Here is a 20260-nt window from a genome sequence, read left to right on the forward strand (position 1 = left end):
ACTTGGCACTGCTCTTGCAATGTTTGTCCTGATTGAACTCCTCCGATTTGCCCCGAAAGGATCGCTATGACCCCGCTGACGATCGCAGAGCAAAGCTTTCTCAAGCTGGACACCCCGCAACAGGCCAAGCCTGTGGCGGCCAAAGCTGTGTCCGGTGCAGGGTTCGGCAATGTGATGGCGCAGGCCCAAGAAGATGCCCCTGCCAAGGCGCAGACCGCGATTGCCACGGACACCCCCGACCAGCAGAGCGGCGAAGGCCGCACCCCCGCAAAGGCGGAGGCCGCGAATTCTGACGCGGCGCCTGCCGACGCGCAAACCAAAGCGAAAGTACCCGCAGAAGCAGCCTCGTCTACCGCGAAGGCCGTAAATGCAAATGTGTCCGAAGACGTGTTGCCCATGATGGCGCGCCTGCCCAAAGGCGGCCTGACGACCAAAGCGGCCGCCAGCGACACAGCGATTGCCAGAATGACAGTGAAGAGCACGGCAGACGGCGGAAAAACCGTCGCTGCCGCTGCAAAGATTCAAGAGACGGTCTCGCTTGAAGTCGCGCAGCCCGCATCTCTGGCACAGGACGCCATCGAGGCGACCTCTCTGAATATCGAGGGATTGAGGCCTGCGTTAGAGGGCTCTGCCAAAGCGCCAACAGCACCTGAACTGGCCGCGCTTGGCGCGGACAAGGAAACCGCTACCCTGGCAGAACCGCAGCTGGACGGAGAGATTGCGCCTGTGAAGCCTCAGGCCAAGGAAAAACTGCAGGCGCTGAACACAACAACCAGTGCTGCCGCGCTGACCCTGCAGCAGGCAGGCGAACCAACCTCGGCAGAAGGCGACTCGCCCGTGACGACCCATGCATCCTTGTCCCTGCGCGCTCAAGTCGGCGTGAAAGCTGCGAAGCCTCAGGCTGAGAGCCAAGCCGCCTCAGCAGCTGTTGAGCAGATCGCGGCAAAGGCCAACGACGGCACTGAGCCTGCGAAATCCGATAGTCTGGAGATTGCTTCGCCCGAGATTGCGGCCCTGCAACCCGAGGCGAGCCTAAAAGACGCCGGGTCTGAAGCCGCACAGCCCGAGGGCGCAAAGGCAGAGGCCATTGCTGATCCCGCCACCGATGCCGCGCTGAAAGTCGCAACCGTTGGGGGAGCTGTTGCCGCACCAGTTGCAGCGCGTCAGTCGGACAGCGCGCAACCTGCCGGACGCCAGTCCAAAGCAGCGCCCGTAATGACCGCTGACGCGTCCAAGGCACCAAAAGCACAGGCACAAGGCACCCCACAGCAGACGACTGCGCAGCCCATAGCACAGCAAGCAGGCAAGACCGCGAAAGCAGATGTCCCGCTGACCGAAGACACTCCGAAATCCAAAGGCGTAGAGCTCAAGGTCGCCTCGGCGCCCTCAAGCTTTGAGCAGGCGATGCAGCAGGCTGTCACCAAAGATTCGGGCCCAGAACTCAGCGAAGTCGCTGCCAAGCCCGTAGAGCTGCCCCAACAGGCGGCCGCCCCGCAGCAAACTTTGGCCGCAGTTGCGCCTCAGGTTCAGGTGACGAACGCGCCCGAAGCGTTCCAGCAGCTTGAAACCGCCACACGTGATGTCGCAACTGCCGAACTGGCGATGGATCAAGCCGAATGGCCCGAGAATATGATCGAGTCCATAGGCCTTGAGACGCTCGCTGATGGCGAGGCGATGGAAATCCAACTGACCCCGGAAAACATGGGCCGCGTGCAGCTGCGCATGGAACTGCGGGATGGCGCCGCCTCGATCTCGATCGTGACTGAGACGTCCGAAGCAGCCAAGCAATTTAACGACAACCAGCAGAAGCTGGCCGAACTTCTGGCCAAGCAGGGTGTCGAACTGGCGAACCACAATGCCAGCACCGGTCGTGATCACGGCCGCAACGATCAGGGCGGCCAGAACGGCACCACCCAAGCAAAGAACAACCAGAGTGACGCCACCAACGGTATCGAACAGACCGAGGCAATGACTGCCCGTAAAGATCCGAACCGGCTGGTCGATGTACAGGCATAAGGCATTAAAACATGAGTGACGCAAACACAGATGCGCCCAAAAAGAAGGGCAAGATCCTCAAGATCATTCTCATGATCCTTGGGTTCCTGCTGTTCCTTGGTGGCGGCTTTGCTGGCGGCATTTATTACGCCGGCATGCAGATGTCCCCTTCTGAAGAAGTTCTGCGACTGGTCGAACGCACCAACGGCGAAGGCGGCGGCAGCGGCGGCGAAGATAGCGGCGAAGGTGAAGGTGAGGACGGCGAAGGTGGTCCCCAGAGAATGGTCAAGGACATCCCCGAAACACCCGTCTTCCAGACCAGCTACTATGAATTCCCGGACACCCTGACCACGAACCTCAAGGGCTCTCGCCGGTTCCTGCAGGTCGGGATCGGCATGTCGACCCAGTACGACGCCAGCGTCATCACCAACGTGGAGACACACGCAATGGCGATCCGCTCTGACTTTCTGGCTGTGATCAGCGGCTTTTCGGAAGAAGACGTCGCAGGCATGGAAGGCCGCGATCGTCTGGCCGCCGCGATGAAGCAGGCCGTGAACAACCGCCTCGAACAGCTCGAAGGCTTTGGCGGGATCGAGAACGTCTTCTTCCCCTCGTTCGTGTTGCAGTAAAGGACGCACTGCGATGGCAAAGGCAACAAAACTTTCCAGCTTCGAGGTCGCCGCGCTCGTCGACGGCCTCAAGAATCTGGACGATGACGCGGGCGACAGCAATGACGCCTCCAGTCAGGCCAAACCGTATAAGTTCGGCGAAGACAACGTTTCGGCGCTGGGGGATTACTACGGCCTGCGTATGGTGAACGAACGCTTCAACCGTCTGGCGCGCAGTGTTTTTCTGCCGTTCTTGCGGATGCAGCCGCGGATTTCATCCTTCCCCCCAGAGATCAAAGCCTATGATCACTATACCGACGAGTTGGACAACTTCAGCAGCCTGACCATCAGCCGCATCGACGAATTGCGCGGCACTCAGATGGTGGTACTGCAGCCCAGCTTCGTGTCGCTGCTGACCAATGTGTACTACGGCGGCGAACTGAAAACACCCCCTCCGACGAACCGCAGCGAATTCACGGCGACGGAACTTAGGGTCATCGAACTGGTCGTTGGCGGCCTGAACCGTGCGCTGGAAATGGCGTGGCGCGATCTGTATCCGGTGCATTTCACGGGATCTGCTCACGAGGAAAACCTGCAGTTCGCCAGCTTCCTTGATGGTCAGGAACAGGTGGTGAAGTGTTCATTCATTGTGCAGCTGCCCGGCGGCGATCCGGCGGACGTGGATATCCTGTATCCGCTGCAAACGCTGAAGCCGATTGCCGCGCAACTGCGCTCGCGCAGCCAGTCCGACATCGTGGGCGAAGACCTAAGCTGGCGTGCCCGTCTGGAACGCGCCGTCATGAACGTGCCGCTGACGATTACCGCCCATCTGGACGAACCGCAGGTCCAACTGCGCGCGATCACAGACCCAACTCCGGGCAAAGTCGTGCCCGTCGATCTCAAACCCGCCCCGCGCCTGTTGGTCGAGGGTCAGCACTTCTTCAACGGTGATATTGGTGAAGTGAACGGCAAAGCCGCAATCAGCATCACCGAATGCGTGGCCACCGTGCCGCAGCAAGAAAAGGAAAGGATGACAGGATGAGCGATAACCCGATTGCCGCCGCAGACAACCTCAACGCCAAACTCGGGATGCTGGCCAACGTCAAAGTCCGCATGACCGTCGAAGTCGGCCGCACTGAAATCACTATTCAGGATCTGCTGCGCCTGAACGAAGGCTCTGTCATCGAGCTGGACCGGATGGCGGGCGATCCGCTGGATATTCTGGTCAACGGCACCATCATCGCCCGAGGCGAAGTCGTCGTGGTCGGCGAACGGTTTGGCATTCGCTTTGGCGAAATTGTCGATCCCGAAACACGGATGGCCTCTGTCTAAGGGCGCCTCATGGCCCCAAATCCCGAAAACCTGACGCGGTGCATACTATTGCGCTGCGCCCCTCTATCGTTTGGATAAGAGGGCTTTGTCCCGTTTGGCATGAAACCTGCTCCCGTATTCCTGACAGATGCACGGGAATTGGAGCAGAGCCTTGGACATCCTGGAAACACAACAGATCATCACAGTCCTCGCATTTCTGGGGGTTTTGGGTCTGGCATGGCTGGTCGTTCAATTGAACAAGACCAAACTGGCCAGCAAGACCACTGCGGGACGCCGTCTGATCGTGCGGGAAAGCACCGCATTGGGAAACGGTGAGCGCGCACTGCTGATCGAAGCAGACGGTCATTCCGTTCTGGCGATTATGCCTCGCAAAGGACAGGCACAGATGCTGGCTCTGACCGCAACCGCTGGTGCGGAGGTGGCAGAATGATCCGCCGTTATGCTCTGCCTGCCACAGCTGCTCTGGTTGCCCTGTCGGGCGCCGCTCAGGCCCAAGGGCTGCCTGCCCTACAACTCGAGGGCGCAGATGGCGAAGTCACCTATTCGTTGACCCTGCAAATTCTGGCGCTGATGACGGCGCTGACCGTCCTGCCCTCGATCGTGTTCGGGATGAGCGCGTTCACCCGCATCATTATCGTGCTGTCGATCCTGCGTCAGGCCTTGGGCACCCAGCAAACGCCGCCGAACCAAGTACTGGTGTCGATTGCGCTGTTCCTCAGCTTCTTTGTCATGCAGCCCATGCTGACCGAGCTCTACGACACCTCGATTGCACCCTATCTGGACGGCGAACTGGCTGCTCCGGTCGCACTAGAGCAAGGCCGCACCATCATCACAGGCTACATGCTGGGGAATACCCGCCAGAACGACCTGATGATGTTCGCCGAACTCGCAAATGCCGCGCCGTTCGAGGCGAACGAAGATGTGCCCCTGTCAATCCTGCTGCCCGCTTACATTACGTCCGAACTGAAAACCGCGTTCCAGATCGGTTTCCTGATCTTCCTACCGTTCCTTGTCATCGACATGGTGATCGCCTCGATCCTGATGGCGCTGGGTATGATGATGCTGTCGCCGATGCTGGTCTCGCTGCCGTTCAAACTCTTGCTCTTCGTTCTAGTGGACGGATGGGCCCTGATGATGGGGTCGCTGGCCTCTAGCTTTATGGGGAGCTAACCGATGGATTTCGACGCAAATATAGAGCACCTGCAAATCGCCTACTGGAACATCCTACTGACTGCGGGGCCTGTTCTGGGCATCGCACTGGCCGTCGGTCTGATGGTCGGGGTCCTGCAAGCCGCAACCTCGATCAACGAAGCGACGCTCAGCTTTGTCCCCAAACTGGCCATTGTCCTGATCTCGATGGCCCTGATGTCCGGCTTCATGCTGCGCGTGATGTCTGACTATTTCGCCCTGATCTTCGAAACCATCGCGACCATCAACTGATGCTGCAACCACCGGCCTTCAACTATGACTCGGGCATTCCCGGCCTCGAACTGGCAGAACTGCTGAGCTATGCTGTTCAGTATGCCTTTGGAATGCTGCGGATCGGCGCGTTCATCTTGTCCGCACCGTTTTTCGCCGCGCGTTACATCATGCTGCCTGTGCGGATCATGATGTCGGTGATCCTGACCCTGCCGGTGGTCAACAGCGTCCCGATGCCTCCGGTCGATCAGCTGGTCACTCTCACCGCTGTTCCTATGATCCTGACAGAGTTGACCATCGGCCTTGCCGCTGGATTGGTTCTGTCGATCATCTTTGGCTCCGCGTCGGTGGCCGGTGACCGGATCGCAGCCACGGCGGGTCTGGGCTTTGCTGCGCAGATCGACCCCGCGTCTGGCACCAGCGTTCCTGTGGTCTCGCAACTTTTTAGCCTGTTCATGCTGGCGACCTTTGTCGCCGTGGATGGGCACCTGATCGCTCTGAATATCCTGATTGACAGCTACACCTTGCTTCCGCCCGGTGGCCCTATGAATGCTGGCCCGTTATTGGCGGCTGGCAAAGAAGCTGTTAGCTATATGTTCAACTTCAGCGTCCAACTGATGATGCCTGTGGTGTCGGTCCTGCTCTTGGTGAACGTCCTGATCGGCGTGATCACCCGTTCGGCCCCGCAGATGAACATCTTTTCGTTCGGCTTTCCGATGACGCTGACGATGACTGTGGTTCTTCTGTTTTTCGGCGCCCCTGTTCTGGGCAAGGCATGCGAATGGGTCCTTGGATCCTCGCTCGAACTGATGGAACACATGTTCCGGGAGATGGCGAATGGCTGAAGGTGACGACGGTCAGGAAAAGACAGAAGACCCAACGCCGAAACGAAAAGAACAGGCGAAAGAAGACGGCAAAATTGTCACTTCCAAAGAGGTGTTCGTTCTCTTTAGCATCGTGTCCGCGATGGGCATTGTCATGGTTGCCGGCATGTTCGGCGAGACCCTGTCTGGCACTTGGGCCAGCTGGTTGCGCTGGGACAGCACAGAGCAATTGGACACGATCATCCTGTCGCGGCTCAAGGAATCCATTATCGCCCTGTTTCTGATCGGCATGGCCATCGGTATCCCCATGTTGGTACTGACCATTGCAGTCCAAGGGGCCATGGGCGGACTAAACTGGGCCCCCAAGGCGATGGCGTTCAAGCCTGACAAAATGGACCCGCTCAAGGGTCTGAAGCGCATGGTTTCGATGAAATCGCTGGTCGAACTGGGCAAGGCACTTATGAAGGTCGGCTTGCTTGGCGGGGCTGCTTACGGCGTCGTGATGTCTATGATCCCCGAGATGGATCTGATGTACACCATGCCGGTTGGCACCTCGATCGGACTGTTTCAATCGGGCGTGATCAAACTTCTCAGCGCGCTCATCGTCGGATTGCTGATCATCGGCGCCGTCGATCTGGGTTACCAGATTTACAGCCTGAACAAGAGCCTGAAGATGTCCCGTCAAGAACTGAAGGACGAATTCAAGCAGACCGAAGGCTCGCCCGAGCTCAAGGGCGCGATCCGCCGCCGTCAGATGGAAGCGTCACAAGGGGCAACACGGGCCAAAGCGTTGGACGACGTGCCAAACGCCACAGCCGTGATCACCAACCCGACGCACTTTGCGATTGCCCTGCGCTATGACCCTGAACAGGCCGACGCCCCAGTCGTTCTTGCGATGGGCAAAGGCGCAATGGCACACCGGATCATGGAGCGTGCCGCCGCTGCCCGCGTCACCACCGTGCAAGCGCCGCCCTTGGCTCGTGCGCTCTACTTCACCGGCCAGATCGGACAGATGATCCCTGAGTCCCTGTTCGTGGCTGTGGCGGCCATTCTGGCGCACGTCTACCGACTGGACCACGACATGCCGACCGAAATGCCCAATCTGGAGATTCCCAAGGAACTGCGCCTCGACGAACATGGCCGACCAGAGGAGACCGCCTGAGATGCGTATAAAAAAGCATAAACAGAGTGTTGGAACCCTGATCTCGACCATCAGCTTTGCGGGAGTATCAGTCGCTCTTGCGGATCAGGCGATGCAGGCCGAGGGGCTGCGCGCTGCGGCAATATGGGCCTCGGCTGCCATGTGTTTGGCCGCGGCCCTGCGCTTCCGCATCGCGGACTTGGTACAAAGATGGCGCGGTCAGTAACCTGCCGCGCCACTTGAAACAATTTCTTGCCGAGCGCCTCAGAGCACGGGCATGATCTGCGCACCCGCACCGAGACGTTCGGCCCAGCCAACCATATCTGCGGACACTTCCATCTCGAGATCGGGCGAAACTTTGACCAGCGCAGCCACTGCGCGGTCTTTCTCTTTCTCCATCGAGATTTCTTTGATCTTCACCGTAGTCCACGCACCAGAGCCAACACGGATCTCGACCAGGTTGGGATCGTCAGTCTCGCGGATCAGCCAAGCCACGTCCTCGAGTTTGTACTCAACCGCGCCATCGTCGCGATGTTCTTCGATCTTGACCACGTGCGTGCGCACGAAACGCTCTAGGGCATTGCTCTGGCTCAGGATGATACCGCCGCCGATGCGGGGCCAGCCCTCTTCGAGTTGCATGCCCAGCGAAGTCCATTCGCCAGAAAATCCCTCGGGGCGATAGGCCAAGGTCGCGCCGTCGCCGCAGCGGGCCACTTCGTGCGCGCCATCCCCGAAAACGATTTTGGCGAACGGCTGCAAGTTTTCCATAGAGACGAATGCGCCAGCTTCGTCAGCGTTTCCAGTCGTGCCTGCGGTTTGCGACATCTGTGCCTCTTTCGAATAAACGGTCAGGAAGACCCCATGAGTGACATCAGGGGCTAAGTTCTGAATCTGATAACGGCCCCGGACAGGAAATCTTTAGCGCGCAGGCCCGGCCGCGGATGGCATGGAACATGCATTCCTATGCTCCAAAGGGTCCCCTCAGCCGTCAGGAGCCACCATGAACAAGAAGACCGCCTCGGACGCGACCGAGACAGAAAACAGCGAAACCACTGAACTTCAGGAAGCCATCAAACTAGCGTTGGAGGCGGCCGAAGCTGCCAACGACGCCGCTTCCGAGGTCTCTCGGCTCCAGAGCGAAACCTCTGCCGCCGCAGCCCGTCTCGACCGCTTTGGCGCACGTTTGCGCCCCATGATGATCGGCCTCTTGGTCGGAGCAGGAGTATCTATCGCTTTGGGTGGACTGGTTTATTTCAAAACGCTCGCCGAAATGCGCCGCACCAGCGCCACGCAGATCGAGGCTCTGGCCATCTTCCAAGAGAGCGTGACAGAGTTGAACGGTCAGCTTGATGCCGTCGCGGGCCTGAGCGAACGCATGGCCAAACTAGAAGGTCTGAGCAACGAAAACCGTGATTTGGTCATGGCTGAACTGACCCAGATGTCAGAACAAATGGCATCTCAGCTTGGCAACTATTCTGACACTGCCGGAAATCTGCAATCCCAAATTGCCACGACTCTGACCGAACGGGTAGATGCGGGCACACAAACGACAGTCGAGGCGATGAAGGCCGGAATCTCTGACCTGCAACTCGCACTCAGCAAGATGATCGCCGCTGCAGTGACCAGCACCCCACCGGCTGCAAACACCGCGTCCAAGCCAGCGACCACCGCAAAACCCACGCCCAAGCCGCGGACCACCACGACCCGCAAGACGACGTCGAAACCCGCACCCAAAGCAGAACCTAATCCCTTCTCATACCCATGACAGACGACACCACCGACACCGAGAATGACCGAAAAGGCAGGCATCTGGCTCTGGCCTCTCTCGAGGTGGGATCCATTGCACTGGGCCTAAAGGTCGGCGACGAATTGATCGCCGTGAACGGATTGCCCTTTGATGGCACCACTCAGGATCTGCGCGACCGGTTCGGGCGAGGCACGCCTACAATCGCGCTGACCTTTTTACGGGACAAGCGAAAGTTCGTAGTCCTATCAAACACCCCCAATCTAGGGCAATGGAAAGAGGGCCGCGAATACGATGCAGAAGAAGCCGAGAAGAAGGCGAAACGCATCCTGCCCGATGGTCTGATCAACTGGGAAGTCTATCAGGATGCCAACGGCAACTACGACATCCAGACGCAGAGGCCCTCGACACTGGCTATCGCGCTAACACCGTTGTGGTATGCGCAGATGCGCCTGTGGACGCCACTGGCCATATGGATCGCGACGATCATCGTCACGCTGCCTATCGGCATCTGGGTGATGGTTCTGACGCAAGCGTTGGCGTGGTCCTATTTCTGGAATACGGCGCCAGAGTTCTTTCGCCGCGACCGGATTGAGCGCGGGATGACATTGCTTCAGGTGATCGCCGCCAAGAATGAACAGCGCGTTCATCAGTACATGAAGCGCGAGTTCCCCGAGATGCGGTTCGTTTACGAACCTGTCCAAGAAGAACCCGATATGACCGAGGCCGAGGGGCTCTAAGCTCCTCGGCCTGTCCGTTTCTACAGTCTGAGCCCCCAGACATCCCGAGCCCCCATATATCGCTCTGTGCGTATCGATCCTGCGGACACAAAAAAGACCGCCGGAGCGGTCTGATTTGCGTCGGACGAGGGATTAACCGACTTAGTTGGCCAGTTTCGCGCGGCGCTTGCGCTGGAAGGACGAGGGGATTTTCAGCATTTCGCGGTATTTCGCGACAGTGCGGCGCGCCAGATGGGTGCCCTCTTCCGTGATGATTTTCGCAATCGCATCGTCGCTCAGGGGCTTCGAGGGATCTTCGTCTTTGACCAGCTGCTGAACGCGGTGACGGATTGCAGCCGAAGACGATGCTTCGTCGCCATCAGTCGACAGCGCAGTGCTGAAGAAAGTCTTCAGACCAAAGGTGCCCTGCGGGGTCACGATCAACATGCCGGTGGTCACGCGGCTCACGGTGCTTTCATGAACGCCAACCGCTTCGGCCACGTCTTTGAGGGTCATCGGCACGATGTGCGCAGGACCATGCTCAAGGAAGGCTGCCTGACGGCGCACGATTTCCGCGCCCACCAACAGGATAGTCTGGTTACGGTGTTCAACCGCGCGGCGCAGCCAGCGCGCCAGGCTCAGACGCTCACCGACGAATTCGGTTGCGGTCTTGTCGCGGGTCACGGTTTCGGCCTTGGCTTCGTCCACGACAACCGCCGGCAGGGTCGAGCGGTTCAGGTCAACCAGCCAGCCTTCTTCGCCTTTGGACACGATCAGATCGGGCTCGCGCTGAGCGATATCACCGTAGATGAAATCAGCACCGGGCTTGGGGTTCAGGCGGCGCACTTCTTTCAGCTCATTGCGCAACTCTTCCATCGAGCAACCGCAAGCGCGGGACAGACCATTCAGGTCAGCGGCCGCCAGCTTGGGCAGGTTCGACAAGATGCCCGACATGATCGGGGTCAGCATATTCTTGTCTGCCGCTTGCAGGGTCAGACACTCGGCCAGGCTGCGAGCAAAGAGACCGGCGGGGTCCACTTGCTGAACGCGGGCCAGCATCTCTTCGGCTTCTTCCATGGTGATTGCAGCACGGAACGCGATGTCTTCCAGGCTCTCGCCCAGCCAACCGCTGGGTTCGATGGCTTCGAGGAAACATTCGGCAACCACGCGATCGCGGGGGGTGTCGAACATCAGATCGAACTGTGCAGCTACATGACCATAGAGGGAGGGAGCGTGGTCAGCGGCACGGGCGGTTACGTCGTCGTAGTCAGAAGCAGAGCGCTTCGACAGAGCGGGTTCACGCAGACGGTCGCTGGTGGGACGCGCAACTTCAACAAACGGATTCTCTTCCGCCTCGGATTCAATGTAGGACTGTAAGTCAGTGTTGCTAAGCTGAAGCAGGCAGATCGCTTGCTGAAGCTGAGCTGTCATTACAAGTGACTGACGCTGGCCGAGTTGTTGAGTGTAGCTGAGTTGCATGTCGTTCCCTCCTGGAATGACCCAATTAGGGCCCCAGTGAGAGATTCTCGCAAGGCAGCTTATTTGACACCTAACGGTGATCCTTTCGGATATTTTAGCAAAAAAATGAAAAAAATTGTTAATCCCTGATTTCAAACAAAAAAGTCCGGCGCGGGGGCGCCGGACTCTCTTTTGGCTGTCAATTTTACGTCAGCCGCGGAGCAGCGACAGGACGTTCTGGTTCGAAGCGTTGGCCTGAGCCAGCATCGAAGTTGCCGCCTGCGACAGGATTTTGCCGCGTGCCAGGTCAGACGATTCTTTCGCGAAATCGGCGTCCTGGATCTGGCTACGTGCTGCCTCGACGTTGGTGGTGATGTTGGTCAGGTTCGAGATGGTGCTGTCCAGACGGTTGGAAACCGCACCAAGGTCAGAGCGAGACTGCGAGACTTTGGACAGAGCAACGTCCAGAACCTTGATCGCCTTCGACGCGCCCTCGGCAGTGGTCAGATCGATGTCCGACACTTTTTCCAGAGTCGAGGTGTTCGAGTCTGCGTCCAAGAAGTCGACGTCCGCGCCACCGTTCTCACCCGAGACCGAGAAAGTCTTCATCGAAGTGAACTCAACCTGACCGGCAACAGTCGCATCACCAGCGGTACCGTCAGCAAGCAGAGTCTGCGACGCGTTGTCCGAAGTACCGTCACGCTCCAGTGCGGTCACAGTCATGGCCGATGCAGGCGTGGTCTGCTGGTCTTCGAAGCCCGAGATCGAGATGTCGTCGCCAGTTTTGTCGGTCAGAATAATGGTGCTGTTGTCGTCGCCCATTTTCGCGGTCACACCGGTGGTACCGGATTTGTTGTTGATCGCGTCGCGCAGACCGGTCAGGTCAGAAGCGTCGGTCACAGCAACGGTGCCGATGTCGGTGCCGTTTACGGCGAAGCTCACGTTACCAGCTGCACTCAGCGAGATTTCAGCGTTGGTTTCTGCCGAAGCGTCAACACCGGTCGAAGCCGAGACTTTGTTTACTGCTGCGGCCAGATCTTTCGCCGATGCGTTTGCTGCAACTGCGATGGTTTCTGTACCAGTGTGGCCAGTCACCGAGATGTTTTCCGCTGCGATACCGTTGTCGGTTGCGTCCGCGTTGCTCTTGATCGAGGTGCTGAAGGTGTGCGCACCGATTTCGGTCGAGTGGACGCTGTCCACGTTAACTTCGATCGACTGGCCGGTGTCCGCACCGATCTGCAGCTGCTTGCCGGTGAACGAACCGTCGAGGATCTTCATACCGTTGAAGGTGGTGTCGGTTGCGACGCGGTTAACTTCGGTGATCAGCTGCGAACCTTCTGCAGCGATGTTACCACGGTCGCTTGCGGTGTTGGTGTCGTTCGACGATTGAACAGCAAGTTCGCGCAGACGCTGCAGCATGGAGGAGACTTCGACCTGGGCGCCTTCGGTGGTGTCCAGCAGGTTCTTACCATCGTTCGCGTTGCGGACCGCTTGGTTCAGACCCATGATCTGCGAGGTCATCTTTTCTGCGATGGCCATGCCCGCCGAGTCGTCCTTTGCAGAGTTGATCCGCATACCGGTCGACAGACGCTCCATCGAGGTTTCCATGGTGTTGTTTACGCGGCTCAAGCTAGCCTGAGCATTGATTGCGCCAATGTTCGTGTTGATGATGGCCATTGTGCCGTCTCCTGTGTTCGGTGTTTGTGTGCGCCCCTCGGCGTCTGGTTATTGGAACGGCGGCTCGGCCAAATTTGTTTAAGGTTTTTTTTCGGGGCTCCGCGATTTATCCACAAGGCGTTGAATCCATTACGATTCACCAAAAGGGCCCCGATCGCCCTATTTGTCTCTGGTATATAACGCGCGCATGGCATGCCGTTTGCACATTACAGGACGACACTGTTTTGGAGCTACCGGACATGGATCTCGCAACTATTATCGGCTTCATCGGCGCCATCGGCATGATCGTGGGTGCTATGATCTCGGCGGGCGGCGTTGGGCCGTTCATCGACGTGCCCTCTATTCTGATCGTTTTCGGCGGCGCCTTCTTTGCTGTTATGTATACCGCGCCCATGGGCGTGTTTCTGGGCAGCTTTGGCGCAATGGCCAAAGCCTTCATGCCCAAGGCCCCCAAGCCTGAAGAACTGATCGAAAAGATGGTCGAGCTGTCTAACATGGCCCGTAAAGACGGCATGATGGCGCTCGAAGGTCAGGAGGTCCCCGACAAGTTCTTTGAAAAGGGGCTGCAGATGCTGGTCGACGGTGCAGACGAGCACAAGATGGCCAAAATGCTGAACCAAGAGATCACCTCGATGAAAGCCCGCCATGAATCGGCACAGGGCGTTCTAAAGGCTTGGGTCGATATTGCGCCTGCAATGGGCATGATCGGCACACTAATCGGTCTGGTGCAGATGCTTGGGAACATGGCCGACCCCAAGGCGATTGGCCCCGCGATGGCGGTGGCCCTGTTGACCACTCTATATGGTGCGTTCATCGCGAACGTTCTGTTCGGACCCATGAACACCAAGCTTGAGGGCTACACCTCGGACGAGATCGCTTACCGCGAGATGGTGATCGAAGGCCTGCGCAACATCGCGCGTGGTGAATCCGGCCGTAACGTGCAGGACAATCTGGTCTCGAACCTCGCGCCCAAAGCCCAAGCCAAATTCGAAGACGCCGCCTGATCCAATCTGGCGCAATAGAGAAACGGACCTATGGCAAAGAAACCCATCCCTCTCCCGATCCCGGTCGAAGAACCCAAATCCGAGGATTGCCCAAAGTGCCCCCCCGTGGGTGCTCCGGCGTGGATGGCAACATTTGCGGACATGGCGACGCTTCTTATGGCGTTCTTCGTTCTTATTCTGTCATTTGCTGAGTTCAACCAGCCCAAGTTCAAAATGATCGCGGGCAGTTTGAAGAACAGCTTTGGTGTGCAGAAACAAGTCCCCGTAATCGAACAGCCCAAAGGCACAACCGTCCTTAAACTTGAATTTAGTCCGTCGCCCGACATGTCTGTAATCGACGAGATCAAACAAGAAACGACCGAGACCGAGAAGAAACAGCTCGAGACTAAACCCGATGAGACCGAGGGCGATGGTGCCAGCGGTCAGGGGGATGAACAGGCGCAGGCTCAGGAAAAAGCCATGCAGGAATTGGCCGAAGCCCTGTCCGAAGCTTTGCAGTCCGGCGCAGTTCAAGCCGAAGTCGAAAACGGTGAAGTGAAACTGAACTTCAACGAACAGGCACAGTCGTCCGAACAGCTGGCCCAGCAGTTGAACGAAGCGGCTGATGCCGTTGAACAGGCGGCCGCACAGACCGGCGCGAGCCCTGACGACGTCAGCCTTGGCGGTTTGGCCGATGATCTGCGGCAAATGGCCGACATGGCCAGCGGCACCGGACAGCAAGGCACCGATAGCGGTGACGGGACCGGAGGCGCCTCTGACGGCGAGACCCAGCGCAAAGCCGAACTGGCCGCGGCTGAACTGACCGTCGCTCTGCGTCAAGAGATCGGCGAAGGCCTCGTGACCGTCGAACAAGAAGACGGCAAGGTCAAAGTCACTGTGGGTGCAGGCGGGGCCTTCCCCTCTGGCACGGCAGATCTGACCGCGCAGGCCCAAGAGATCATGTCGCGCATCGCCTTTGAGTCCATGCAGGACAGCAGCGAGATCGTGGTCACGGGTCATACCGATGACGTGCCCGTGGGCGCAGGCTCCGAATTCCGCGACAACCTTGGTCTTGCTTCGGCCCGTGCCTCGAGTGTCGTACGTGAAATTGCGAACTCCGGCCTGATTGATGCCTCGCGCATGACAGCCGTGTCCAAAGGCGAAACCGACCCGATTGCGGACAACTCCACTGCCGAAGGCCGCGAACAAAACCGCCGTATCGAAATCGAAATCAAGTACTAGGCCTAATCCTTTTGGCCGTTGAGCCGTAAAGAAGGTCAGGAGGGTGCAGCATGGTCACCGACATCATAAGTACTCTGAACACCGGCGGGTCCGGGCTGAACATCACCCAGCTCGCCGAAGATCTGACGAACGCAGAATATTCTGTGAAGAAATCGATCGTGCAGGATCGCTCTGACTCTGCCGAGCTTTCGATGACTGCGATTGATCGACTCAAGTCGCAGTTCACCGCCCTGCAAGGGTCGGTGGAAAACGCTGCGTCTGCATCCGCCACGGCGATCAGCAGCGACAGCGCCGCCATCGTTCTGACAGCAGAGCAGGCCGACCAGCTGCGCCCTGGCACGACCACAATCGAGGTCGAGCAGATGGCGCAGCCGCAGGTTCTGGCGTTTGGTGGCTTTACGGGCCTGACCGAAGAGCTGAAAGCTGGCACGCTGACAATCGAGTTCGGCGCATGGGATGACGCAACGCCTTCAGCCTTTACCGCCGATGCAGCGCGCACCGCAGAGACCATCAATATCACCGAGGGCATGACCCTATCAGACTTGGCCGAACAGCTGACCGCCCTAGAGGGCACTGCAGCCCAAGTCATTGATATCGGTGACGGAACCTTCTCATTGGGTGTGCTAGCTGACTATGGTCTGAACAACGCGATCCGCATTACAGCCGTCGACGACGCTGCAGCGACCACTGGTACATCTTTGGCAGCGCTCGACATGACGGATCAGGTCGAAGACGTGCAGATGCAAGCCGCCTCGAACGCAAAATTCACGGTCAACGGCATCGCGATCACCCGCGCCTCGAACGAGGTCGACGACGTCATCCCTGGCGTCAGCTTTAATATCGCGGGGTACACTGGCGTGCCTGCAACGGTGACCGTGGCCGTCGATACCGAAGCTGCGAAATCCGCGATGCAGAATCTGGTGGATGCCTTCAACACTTCGATCAGACTCGTCGACGAGTTGGGCAGCCGCGGTTTCAACGGCTCGGAAAAAGGTGATCTGGCAGGCGATCCTGCGATCAGCACACTGCAGCGTCAGATGGAATCCCTGATTGCCAATGGCATCGAGGGCTTTGGCGACCGACCGCTCTATCTGGCTGACATCGGCGTCCGGACGGAACGGGATGGCTCGCTTTCGCTCGATATGAACGTGCTCGAAAAGGCGATGGAAGAGAACCCAGAGATTTTCGAAGCCATCATGCGAGACGGGGTCAAATCCAATACAGCGGGCGTGACTGTGTCGGGCGATCCGTCGGCCTCGGCGGCGGCGGGGCGTTATACCGTGACCCGCGACCCGATCACAGGCGAAGCCTCTATTGACGGCATCAACATGTCCAACAAGGGCACGGATGATGACGGCATGACGACCTACGTGATGAATATCGGTCCCCTCAAGGGCCTGACAATCACAATGGAGGCCGCAATCGAGACGGCGACGTTCGACTTCGGGCGCAGCTTTACTTCTGCTGCAGGCAAGCAGATCGAGGATTGGCTTTCGAACAACGGTACCCTCGCCCGCCGCGAAGACGTCTTTGCCGACCAGATCACAGATGCTTCCATCGAGCTCGAAGATCTGGACTCCGACGCGGATGCCCGCAAAAGCTACTATCTGACCCGCTTCACGCAGATGGAGATGATCGTCACGCAGTTGAACTCAACAGGCGACTATCTGACCAGCCTGGTCGATGCCTGGAACGCTCAGGACTAAAGCTTGCGCTTGCCACAAAAAAGGAGGCCGCCCGAAAGAGGCGGCCTTTGTCTTTTAGCGCAAAGGATGGACTTAGTTCATCATCACCGCTTCACGGGTGATCGACAGCTTTTTCATCTTTTCGATCAGGGTGGTGCGCTGCAGACGCAGGGTACGCGCTGCTTGGCTGACGCACCCGCCATTTTTACGCAGCGCCGCGTCGATCAAGCGCTCTTCGATGTCACGCAGGTAGCTCCGCATGTCCACGCTGCCTTCGGCTTCTAGGATGGTGCGAATGGCATCCTGATCGTCGCCTGCAATGATGGTGGGCTGCATGGTCACGGGTTCTGCCGGAACGCTGGTCATCCCTTGCGAGGGCAGCAGAACATTTTGCACAGCCTCTGCGGTGACAACGCGGCCAGCAAACAGAACTGCGGCACGTTCGAACATGTTGCGCAGTTCGCGCACGTTGCCCGGCCACGAGTGCGCAGATAGAGCACGCAAGGCACCTTGGTTAAAGTGCGGAGGCATCGCGTCGGGGTTGCGGTCCTGCTGGCGACCAATCATCGCCTCTAGGATCAGCGGGATATCATCGGTGCGCTGGGACAAAGACGGCACGCTGACGGGAAACACGTTGATGCGGAAGTAAAGGTCCGAACGGAAGCGGCCTGCCTCGGCATCCGACGCCAAAGCGCGGTGCGTCGCTGTCACCAGACGGAAATCAACCTCAATCTCGCCTCGGCCACCAACACGCTGAATGCGGCGGGTTTCCAGAACACGCAACAACTTGGCCTGCAACGCCAGCGGCATATCCCCGATTTCGTCTAGGAACAGAGTGCCCCCCTGTGCCTGTTCAATCCGGCCAATGCGGCGCTGATCCGCACCTGTGAAGGCACCCTTTTCATGGCCGAACAGCTCCGACTCCAACAGGTCTGCAGGAATGGCCGCACAGTTCACAGCGACCAGATCACCAGAGCGACCCGACGCTTTGTGCAGTGCCTCGCAGACCAGTTCTTTGCCCACGCCGGTTTCGCCCTGCACCATCACGGGCGCTTCGGTGGGTGCAACCACGGAAAGGACTTGCTTGAGTTGCTGCATCGCAGCGGAACGACCGATCAAGATACGATCCAGAACCGAGATTTTCTTGGTGTCCACATCACTGACTGCGGTTTGCCAAATCTGGGTCATGGTACGGGCCTTTGGTCTAAGTTCGACTTACACCCTGAACTTACCGACTCCTTCGGTGGGGCTCATAGCTGCTCATTGGTTTTTTTAGATCGCCAAAGGGATAGTTTTAAAAATCTATAGGTCCGGTGACTATTCTGCAAAGGTAGCGACTTTCTAGAAACCTATCCCATGGCTCGCCTTAAGAGAGGCAATTAGGGCCTGCGCATCCTCACGGCCGCTCACGGAGCGGTCGAAATCAAAAACCTTTGGGGGAATCGCTTTGGGGCGAGATTGTGGCATTTCCGGCAGATTGCCGGCTGGAAGATTCAGTTTGCCGACATATCCAGTTAAATCGCCCAATTCAGTTCGCATCCGGCGCGTTCCCGATTCTGTGATCGGAGCGGAGGCCAAAGTGACTTGCTCGGTTGGGAAGCCGTCTTTGCTAAAGGCGCTGAAGGCCGTCTGAACCTTCTTCAGGTACTTATTTCCAAGGCTATCGGTGGACGAATGGTAATGTTTCACAGCCTCGTCCCAGCCGCCATACCTATCCTTAAGCGTCGTCAGAAAGCGCGCCGCATAGGCCGTATTCGAAGCTGGGTCGAACATATCCTCAAGCGATGAAAATGCCTCTCCGTGCCAACGGTAGTTCACCTGCATGCAGCCGACATCGATACTGGTCAGTCCTTCGCTCATGGCCTGCCGCATTGCAGCAATCGCTTCGTCTTTAGTGTCGTAGTAATAGCCCTTGCCCTTGATATTCAGGGTCCACGGCCATGCGCCAAAGCCGCGTCCACGGCGGGTGTGGCCGGTTTCCGTGCGCGAGATCGATGCTAGAAGATAGGTGGGAATGCCTGCATCCTTTTCCGCGCGCAGCGCAAAAGCCTCGCAACTTGGCGTGCGGGCCACAGCAGAGCCCGCCCCAAAGGCCGCCAGAAAAGCAGCCAAGAGGAGGGCACCTGTCTTGGGGAAAGAAATGCGCAATGTCATACCGCCCCTTTTGCAAGGGGCGGGCCAGTTGCCTAGCGCAAGTAGTCGAAAAGCGACGACTGACTGATTTTCACGTAGCTCGACTGGGATGCACTGCGGGTCGTCATCAGGGACTGCACCTTGGTGATCGCTTCGGCGATGTCCAAATCCTGCAGGCCGCTGATCGCCTCGTCCATGATCACGCGGCGGTCGATGACCAGAGCCTGATAGCGGTCCACGGATTGCCCCTGCGAACCGACAACCGCCCGCATGTTTGCGATGTGCGAAGACAGCGAGGTCACGTCATCAATCATTCCGGTCTTGGTACGCCCGGGCGCAACCATCCGCATGATGTCGCCATCCACAGTCACTTTGGCCAACTCACCAACCTTGGCGGGATCAACCTTGAGCGCGCTCAAATTCACGCCGGAAGGGCCGGACAAGACCATGCCTTTGCCGTCTTCGCTAAATGCAGCTGTAACGCCAGTTTGCGAGCTGACTTTGTTAATTGCCGCAATCGCAGGCGCAGGCTGACCGTTGACCAGCTCTGCATTGATCGTCACGGCTGCGGCGCCCTCGCCCAAAGTAAACGACCAGTTGGATTTGCCCTGTGTCGACGTCAGATGCATCTCCATTGAGGTGTCGGTCTGGATGTTGTCATGCAGCGTTTCGTTGTTCTTGAGCGCGAAAATAAAGTCATCGACGATCTCGAACATACTGCGAATTTCGCCAGAACGTGTGGGCACAGCCATGAAGGTTTCGTTCCCGTCCACGCCGGTCGCAACGCTCGCGCTTTCGGACACGCGCAAGGTGTGCTTCCCGCCATCGCCGATGTATTTCACACCCTCATCCGTATCTACGAACGGATCGCCGCGCCCCATAAAACCACCGAACAGTGGGCGGCCCGTGTCATCCCGCAGGTTCGCCTGAGAGATCAGCGCCTCGCGGTATTCGCGGACTTCCAGCACCAGTGCAGTACGCTCATCTGGGGTCACGTTGGCGTCCGCCGCGCGGACCGAGATGGTGCGCAGATATTGCAGGATGTCGATCGTATCGCCGAGCGTGTCGTCGGTCAGTGACAGCCGTTTTTCCGCGATGATCAGGTTGCCCTCGAACCGGTCCAGCATGTCTTTCTGCTCTTTGGCGACCGACAAACGCTGTGCGCGTACCGCGTCCGCCGAAGACCGCGGGTCTTCGGTCCCGCGAGAGATGTCCTCTTGCAGACCTGCGATCTTGGTATCCAGACGATTGAACGCCCGCGCGTTCAGCACCTGAAAAAGAGAGGTTCCGAGTGTCATAC

Annotated in this window: 21 protein-coding genes; 15 read left to right on the top strand and 6 right to left on the bottom strand. The window is 58.3% G+C overall.

What is annotated here, in order from left to right; genetic code table 11:
* Window positions 1-66 precede the first annotated feature (66 nt).
* The 10 genes from N4A58_RS17255 (at window position 67) to N4A58_RS17300 (ending at window position 7545) form a co-directional block, all read left to right on the top strand.
* A complete protein-coding gene (locus N4A58_RS17255; protein WP_293711855.1) occupies window positions 67-2016 on the top strand; it encodes a flagellar hook-length control protein FliK in 1950 nt (649 codons plus the stop codon).
* Between the two features lie 11 nt (window positions 2017-2027).
* Window positions 2028-2624, top strand: coding sequence for a flagellar basal body-associated protein FliL (gene fliL / locus N4A58_RS17260; protein WP_293711856.1), 597 nt, complete (start codon window positions 2028-2030; stop codon window positions 2622-2624).
* Window positions 2625-2637: 13 nt separating this feature from the next.
* A complete protein-coding gene (fliM, locus tag N4A58_RS17265; protein ID WP_293711857.1) occupies window positions 2638-3645 on the top strand; it encodes a flagellar motor switch protein FliM in 1008 nt (335 codons plus the stop codon).
* Entirely contained in the window at window positions 3642-3935 is a 294-nt protein-coding gene (fliN, locus tag N4A58_RS17270) for a flagellar motor switch protein FliN (RefSeq protein ID WP_293711859.1), read from the top strand. Before fliM ends, fliN begins: the two co-directional genes overlap by 4 nt.
* Window positions 3936-4086: 151 nt before the next feature.
* A complete protein-coding gene (locus N4A58_RS17275) occupies window positions 4087-4365 on the top strand; it encodes a flagellar assembly protein FliO (protein WP_293711861.1) in 279 nt (92 codons plus the stop codon).
* Complete coding sequence (fliP, locus tag N4A58_RS17280; protein WP_293711863.1) at window positions 4362-5105, top strand: flagellar type III secretion system pore protein FliP; 744 nt, start codon at window positions 4362-4364, stop codon at window positions 5103-5105. Before N4A58_RS17275 ends, fliP begins: the two co-directional genes overlap by 4 nt.
* A 3-nt stretch (window positions 5106-5108) precedes the next feature.
* Complete coding sequence (fliQ, locus tag N4A58_RS17285) at window positions 5109-5375, top strand: flagellar biosynthesis protein FliQ (RefSeq protein WP_072708363.1); 267 nt, start codon at window positions 5109-5111, stop codon at window positions 5373-5375.
* A complete protein-coding gene (fliR, locus tag N4A58_RS17290; protein WP_293711865.1) occupies window positions 5375-6199 on the top strand; it encodes a flagellar biosynthetic protein FliR in 825 nt (274 codons plus the stop codon). The genes fliQ and fliR overlap by 1 nt, the downstream gene beginning before the upstream one ends.
* Window positions 6192-7340: a flagellar biosynthesis protein FlhB gene (gene flhB, locus N4A58_RS17295; protein WP_293711867.1), complete on the top strand. Its 1149-nt coding sequence runs from the start codon at window positions 6192-6194 to the stop codon at window positions 7338-7340. Before fliR ends, flhB begins: the two co-directional genes overlap by 8 nt.
* A gap of 1 nt (window position 7341) precedes the next feature.
* Window positions 7342-7545 (top strand): hypothetical protein, encoded by a 204-nt coding sequence (locus N4A58_RS17300; protein ID WP_293711869.1) that lies wholly within the window; start codon window positions 7342-7344, stop codon window positions 7543-7545.
* Window positions 7546-7583: 38 nt separating this feature from the next.
* Here N4A58_RS17300 and N4A58_RS17305 read toward each other — a convergent pair whose 3' ends face one another.
* Window positions 7584-8144: a hypothetical protein gene (locus N4A58_RS17305; RefSeq protein WP_293711870.1), complete on the bottom strand. Its 561-nt coding sequence runs from the start codon at window positions 8142-8144 to the stop codon at window positions 7584-7586.
* 175 nt (window positions 8145-8319) lie between these two features.
* Between N4A58_RS17305 and N4A58_RS17310 the strand changes: the two genes are divergently transcribed.
* On the top strand, window positions 8320-9084 hold the full coding sequence (locus N4A58_RS17310; RefSeq protein WP_293711872.1) for a hypothetical protein: 765 nt from the start codon (window positions 8320-8322) through the stop codon (window positions 9082-9084).
* On the top strand, window positions 9081-9803 hold the full coding sequence (locus tag N4A58_RS17315) for a PDZ domain-containing protein (RefSeq protein WP_293711874.1): 723 nt from the start codon (window positions 9081-9083) through the stop codon (window positions 9801-9803). Before N4A58_RS17310 ends, N4A58_RS17315 begins: the two co-directional genes overlap by 4 nt.
* Before the next feature lie 141 nt (window positions 9804-9944).
* Here N4A58_RS17315 and rpoN read toward each other — a convergent pair whose 3' ends face one another.
* Together rpoN and N4A58_RS17325 are read right to left on the bottom strand one after the other, a co-directional pair.
* Window positions 9945-11261: an RNA polymerase factor sigma-54 gene (gene rpoN, locus N4A58_RS17320; protein ID WP_293711875.1), complete on the bottom strand. Its 1317-nt coding sequence runs from the start codon at window positions 11259-11261 to the stop codon at window positions 9945-9947.
* Window positions 11262-11450: 189 nt separating this feature from the next.
* A complete protein-coding gene (locus N4A58_RS17325) occupies window positions 11451-12917 on the bottom strand; it encodes a flagellin (RefSeq protein WP_293711877.1) in 1467 nt (488 codons plus the stop codon).
* Between the two features lie 239 nt (window positions 12918-13156).
* Here N4A58_RS17325 and N4A58_RS17330 point away from each other — a divergent pair, with 239 nt between their 5' ends.
* Genes N4A58_RS17330 through fliD form a run of 3 tightly spaced genes read left to right on the top strand, consistent with a single transcriptional unit; the run spans window position 13157 to window position 16848 of the window.
* Window positions 13157-13921, top strand: coding sequence for a MotA/TolQ/ExbB proton channel family protein (locus N4A58_RS17330; protein WP_072708380.1), 765 nt, complete (start codon window positions 13157-13159; stop codon window positions 13919-13921).
* Window positions 13922-13951: 30 nt separating this feature from the next.
* A complete protein-coding gene (locus tag N4A58_RS17335) occupies window positions 13952-15142 on the top strand; it encodes a flagellar motor protein MotB (RefSeq protein WP_293711880.1) in 1191 nt (396 codons plus the stop codon).
* A gap of 50 nt (window positions 15143-15192) precedes the next feature.
* On the top strand, window positions 15193-16848 hold the full coding sequence (gene fliD, locus N4A58_RS17340) for a flagellar filament capping protein FliD (protein WP_072708384.1): 1656 nt from the start codon (window positions 15193-15195) through the stop codon (window positions 16846-16848).
* Window positions 16849-16920: 72 nt separating this feature from the next.
* Here fliD and N4A58_RS17345 read toward each other — a convergent pair whose 3' ends face one another.
* The 3 genes from N4A58_RS17345 to flgL form a co-directional block, all read right to left on the bottom strand.
* Window positions 16921-18015, bottom strand: coding sequence for a sigma-54-dependent Fis family transcriptional regulator (locus N4A58_RS17345; RefSeq protein WP_293711883.1), 1095 nt, complete (start codon window positions 18013-18015; stop codon window positions 16921-16923).
* A 153-nt stretch (window positions 18016-18168) separates the two neighbouring features.
* A complete protein-coding gene (locus tag N4A58_RS17350) occupies window positions 18169-18981 on the bottom strand; it encodes a lytic transglycosylase domain-containing protein (protein WP_293711885.1) in 813 nt (270 codons plus the stop codon).
* Between the two features lie 32 nt (window positions 18982-19013).
* On the bottom strand, window positions 19014-20258 hold the full coding sequence (gene flgL / locus N4A58_RS17355; protein WP_293711887.1) for a flagellar hook-associated protein FlgL: 1245 nt from the start codon (window positions 20256-20258) through the stop codon (window positions 19014-19016).
* Window positions 20259-20260: the final 2 nt, after the last annotated feature.

The organism is Donghicola sp. (assembly GCF_025210255.1).
GTDB classification, from domain to species: domain Bacteria; phylum Pseudomonadota; class Alphaproteobacteria; order Rhodobacterales; family Rhodobacteraceae; genus Donghicola; species Donghicola eburneus.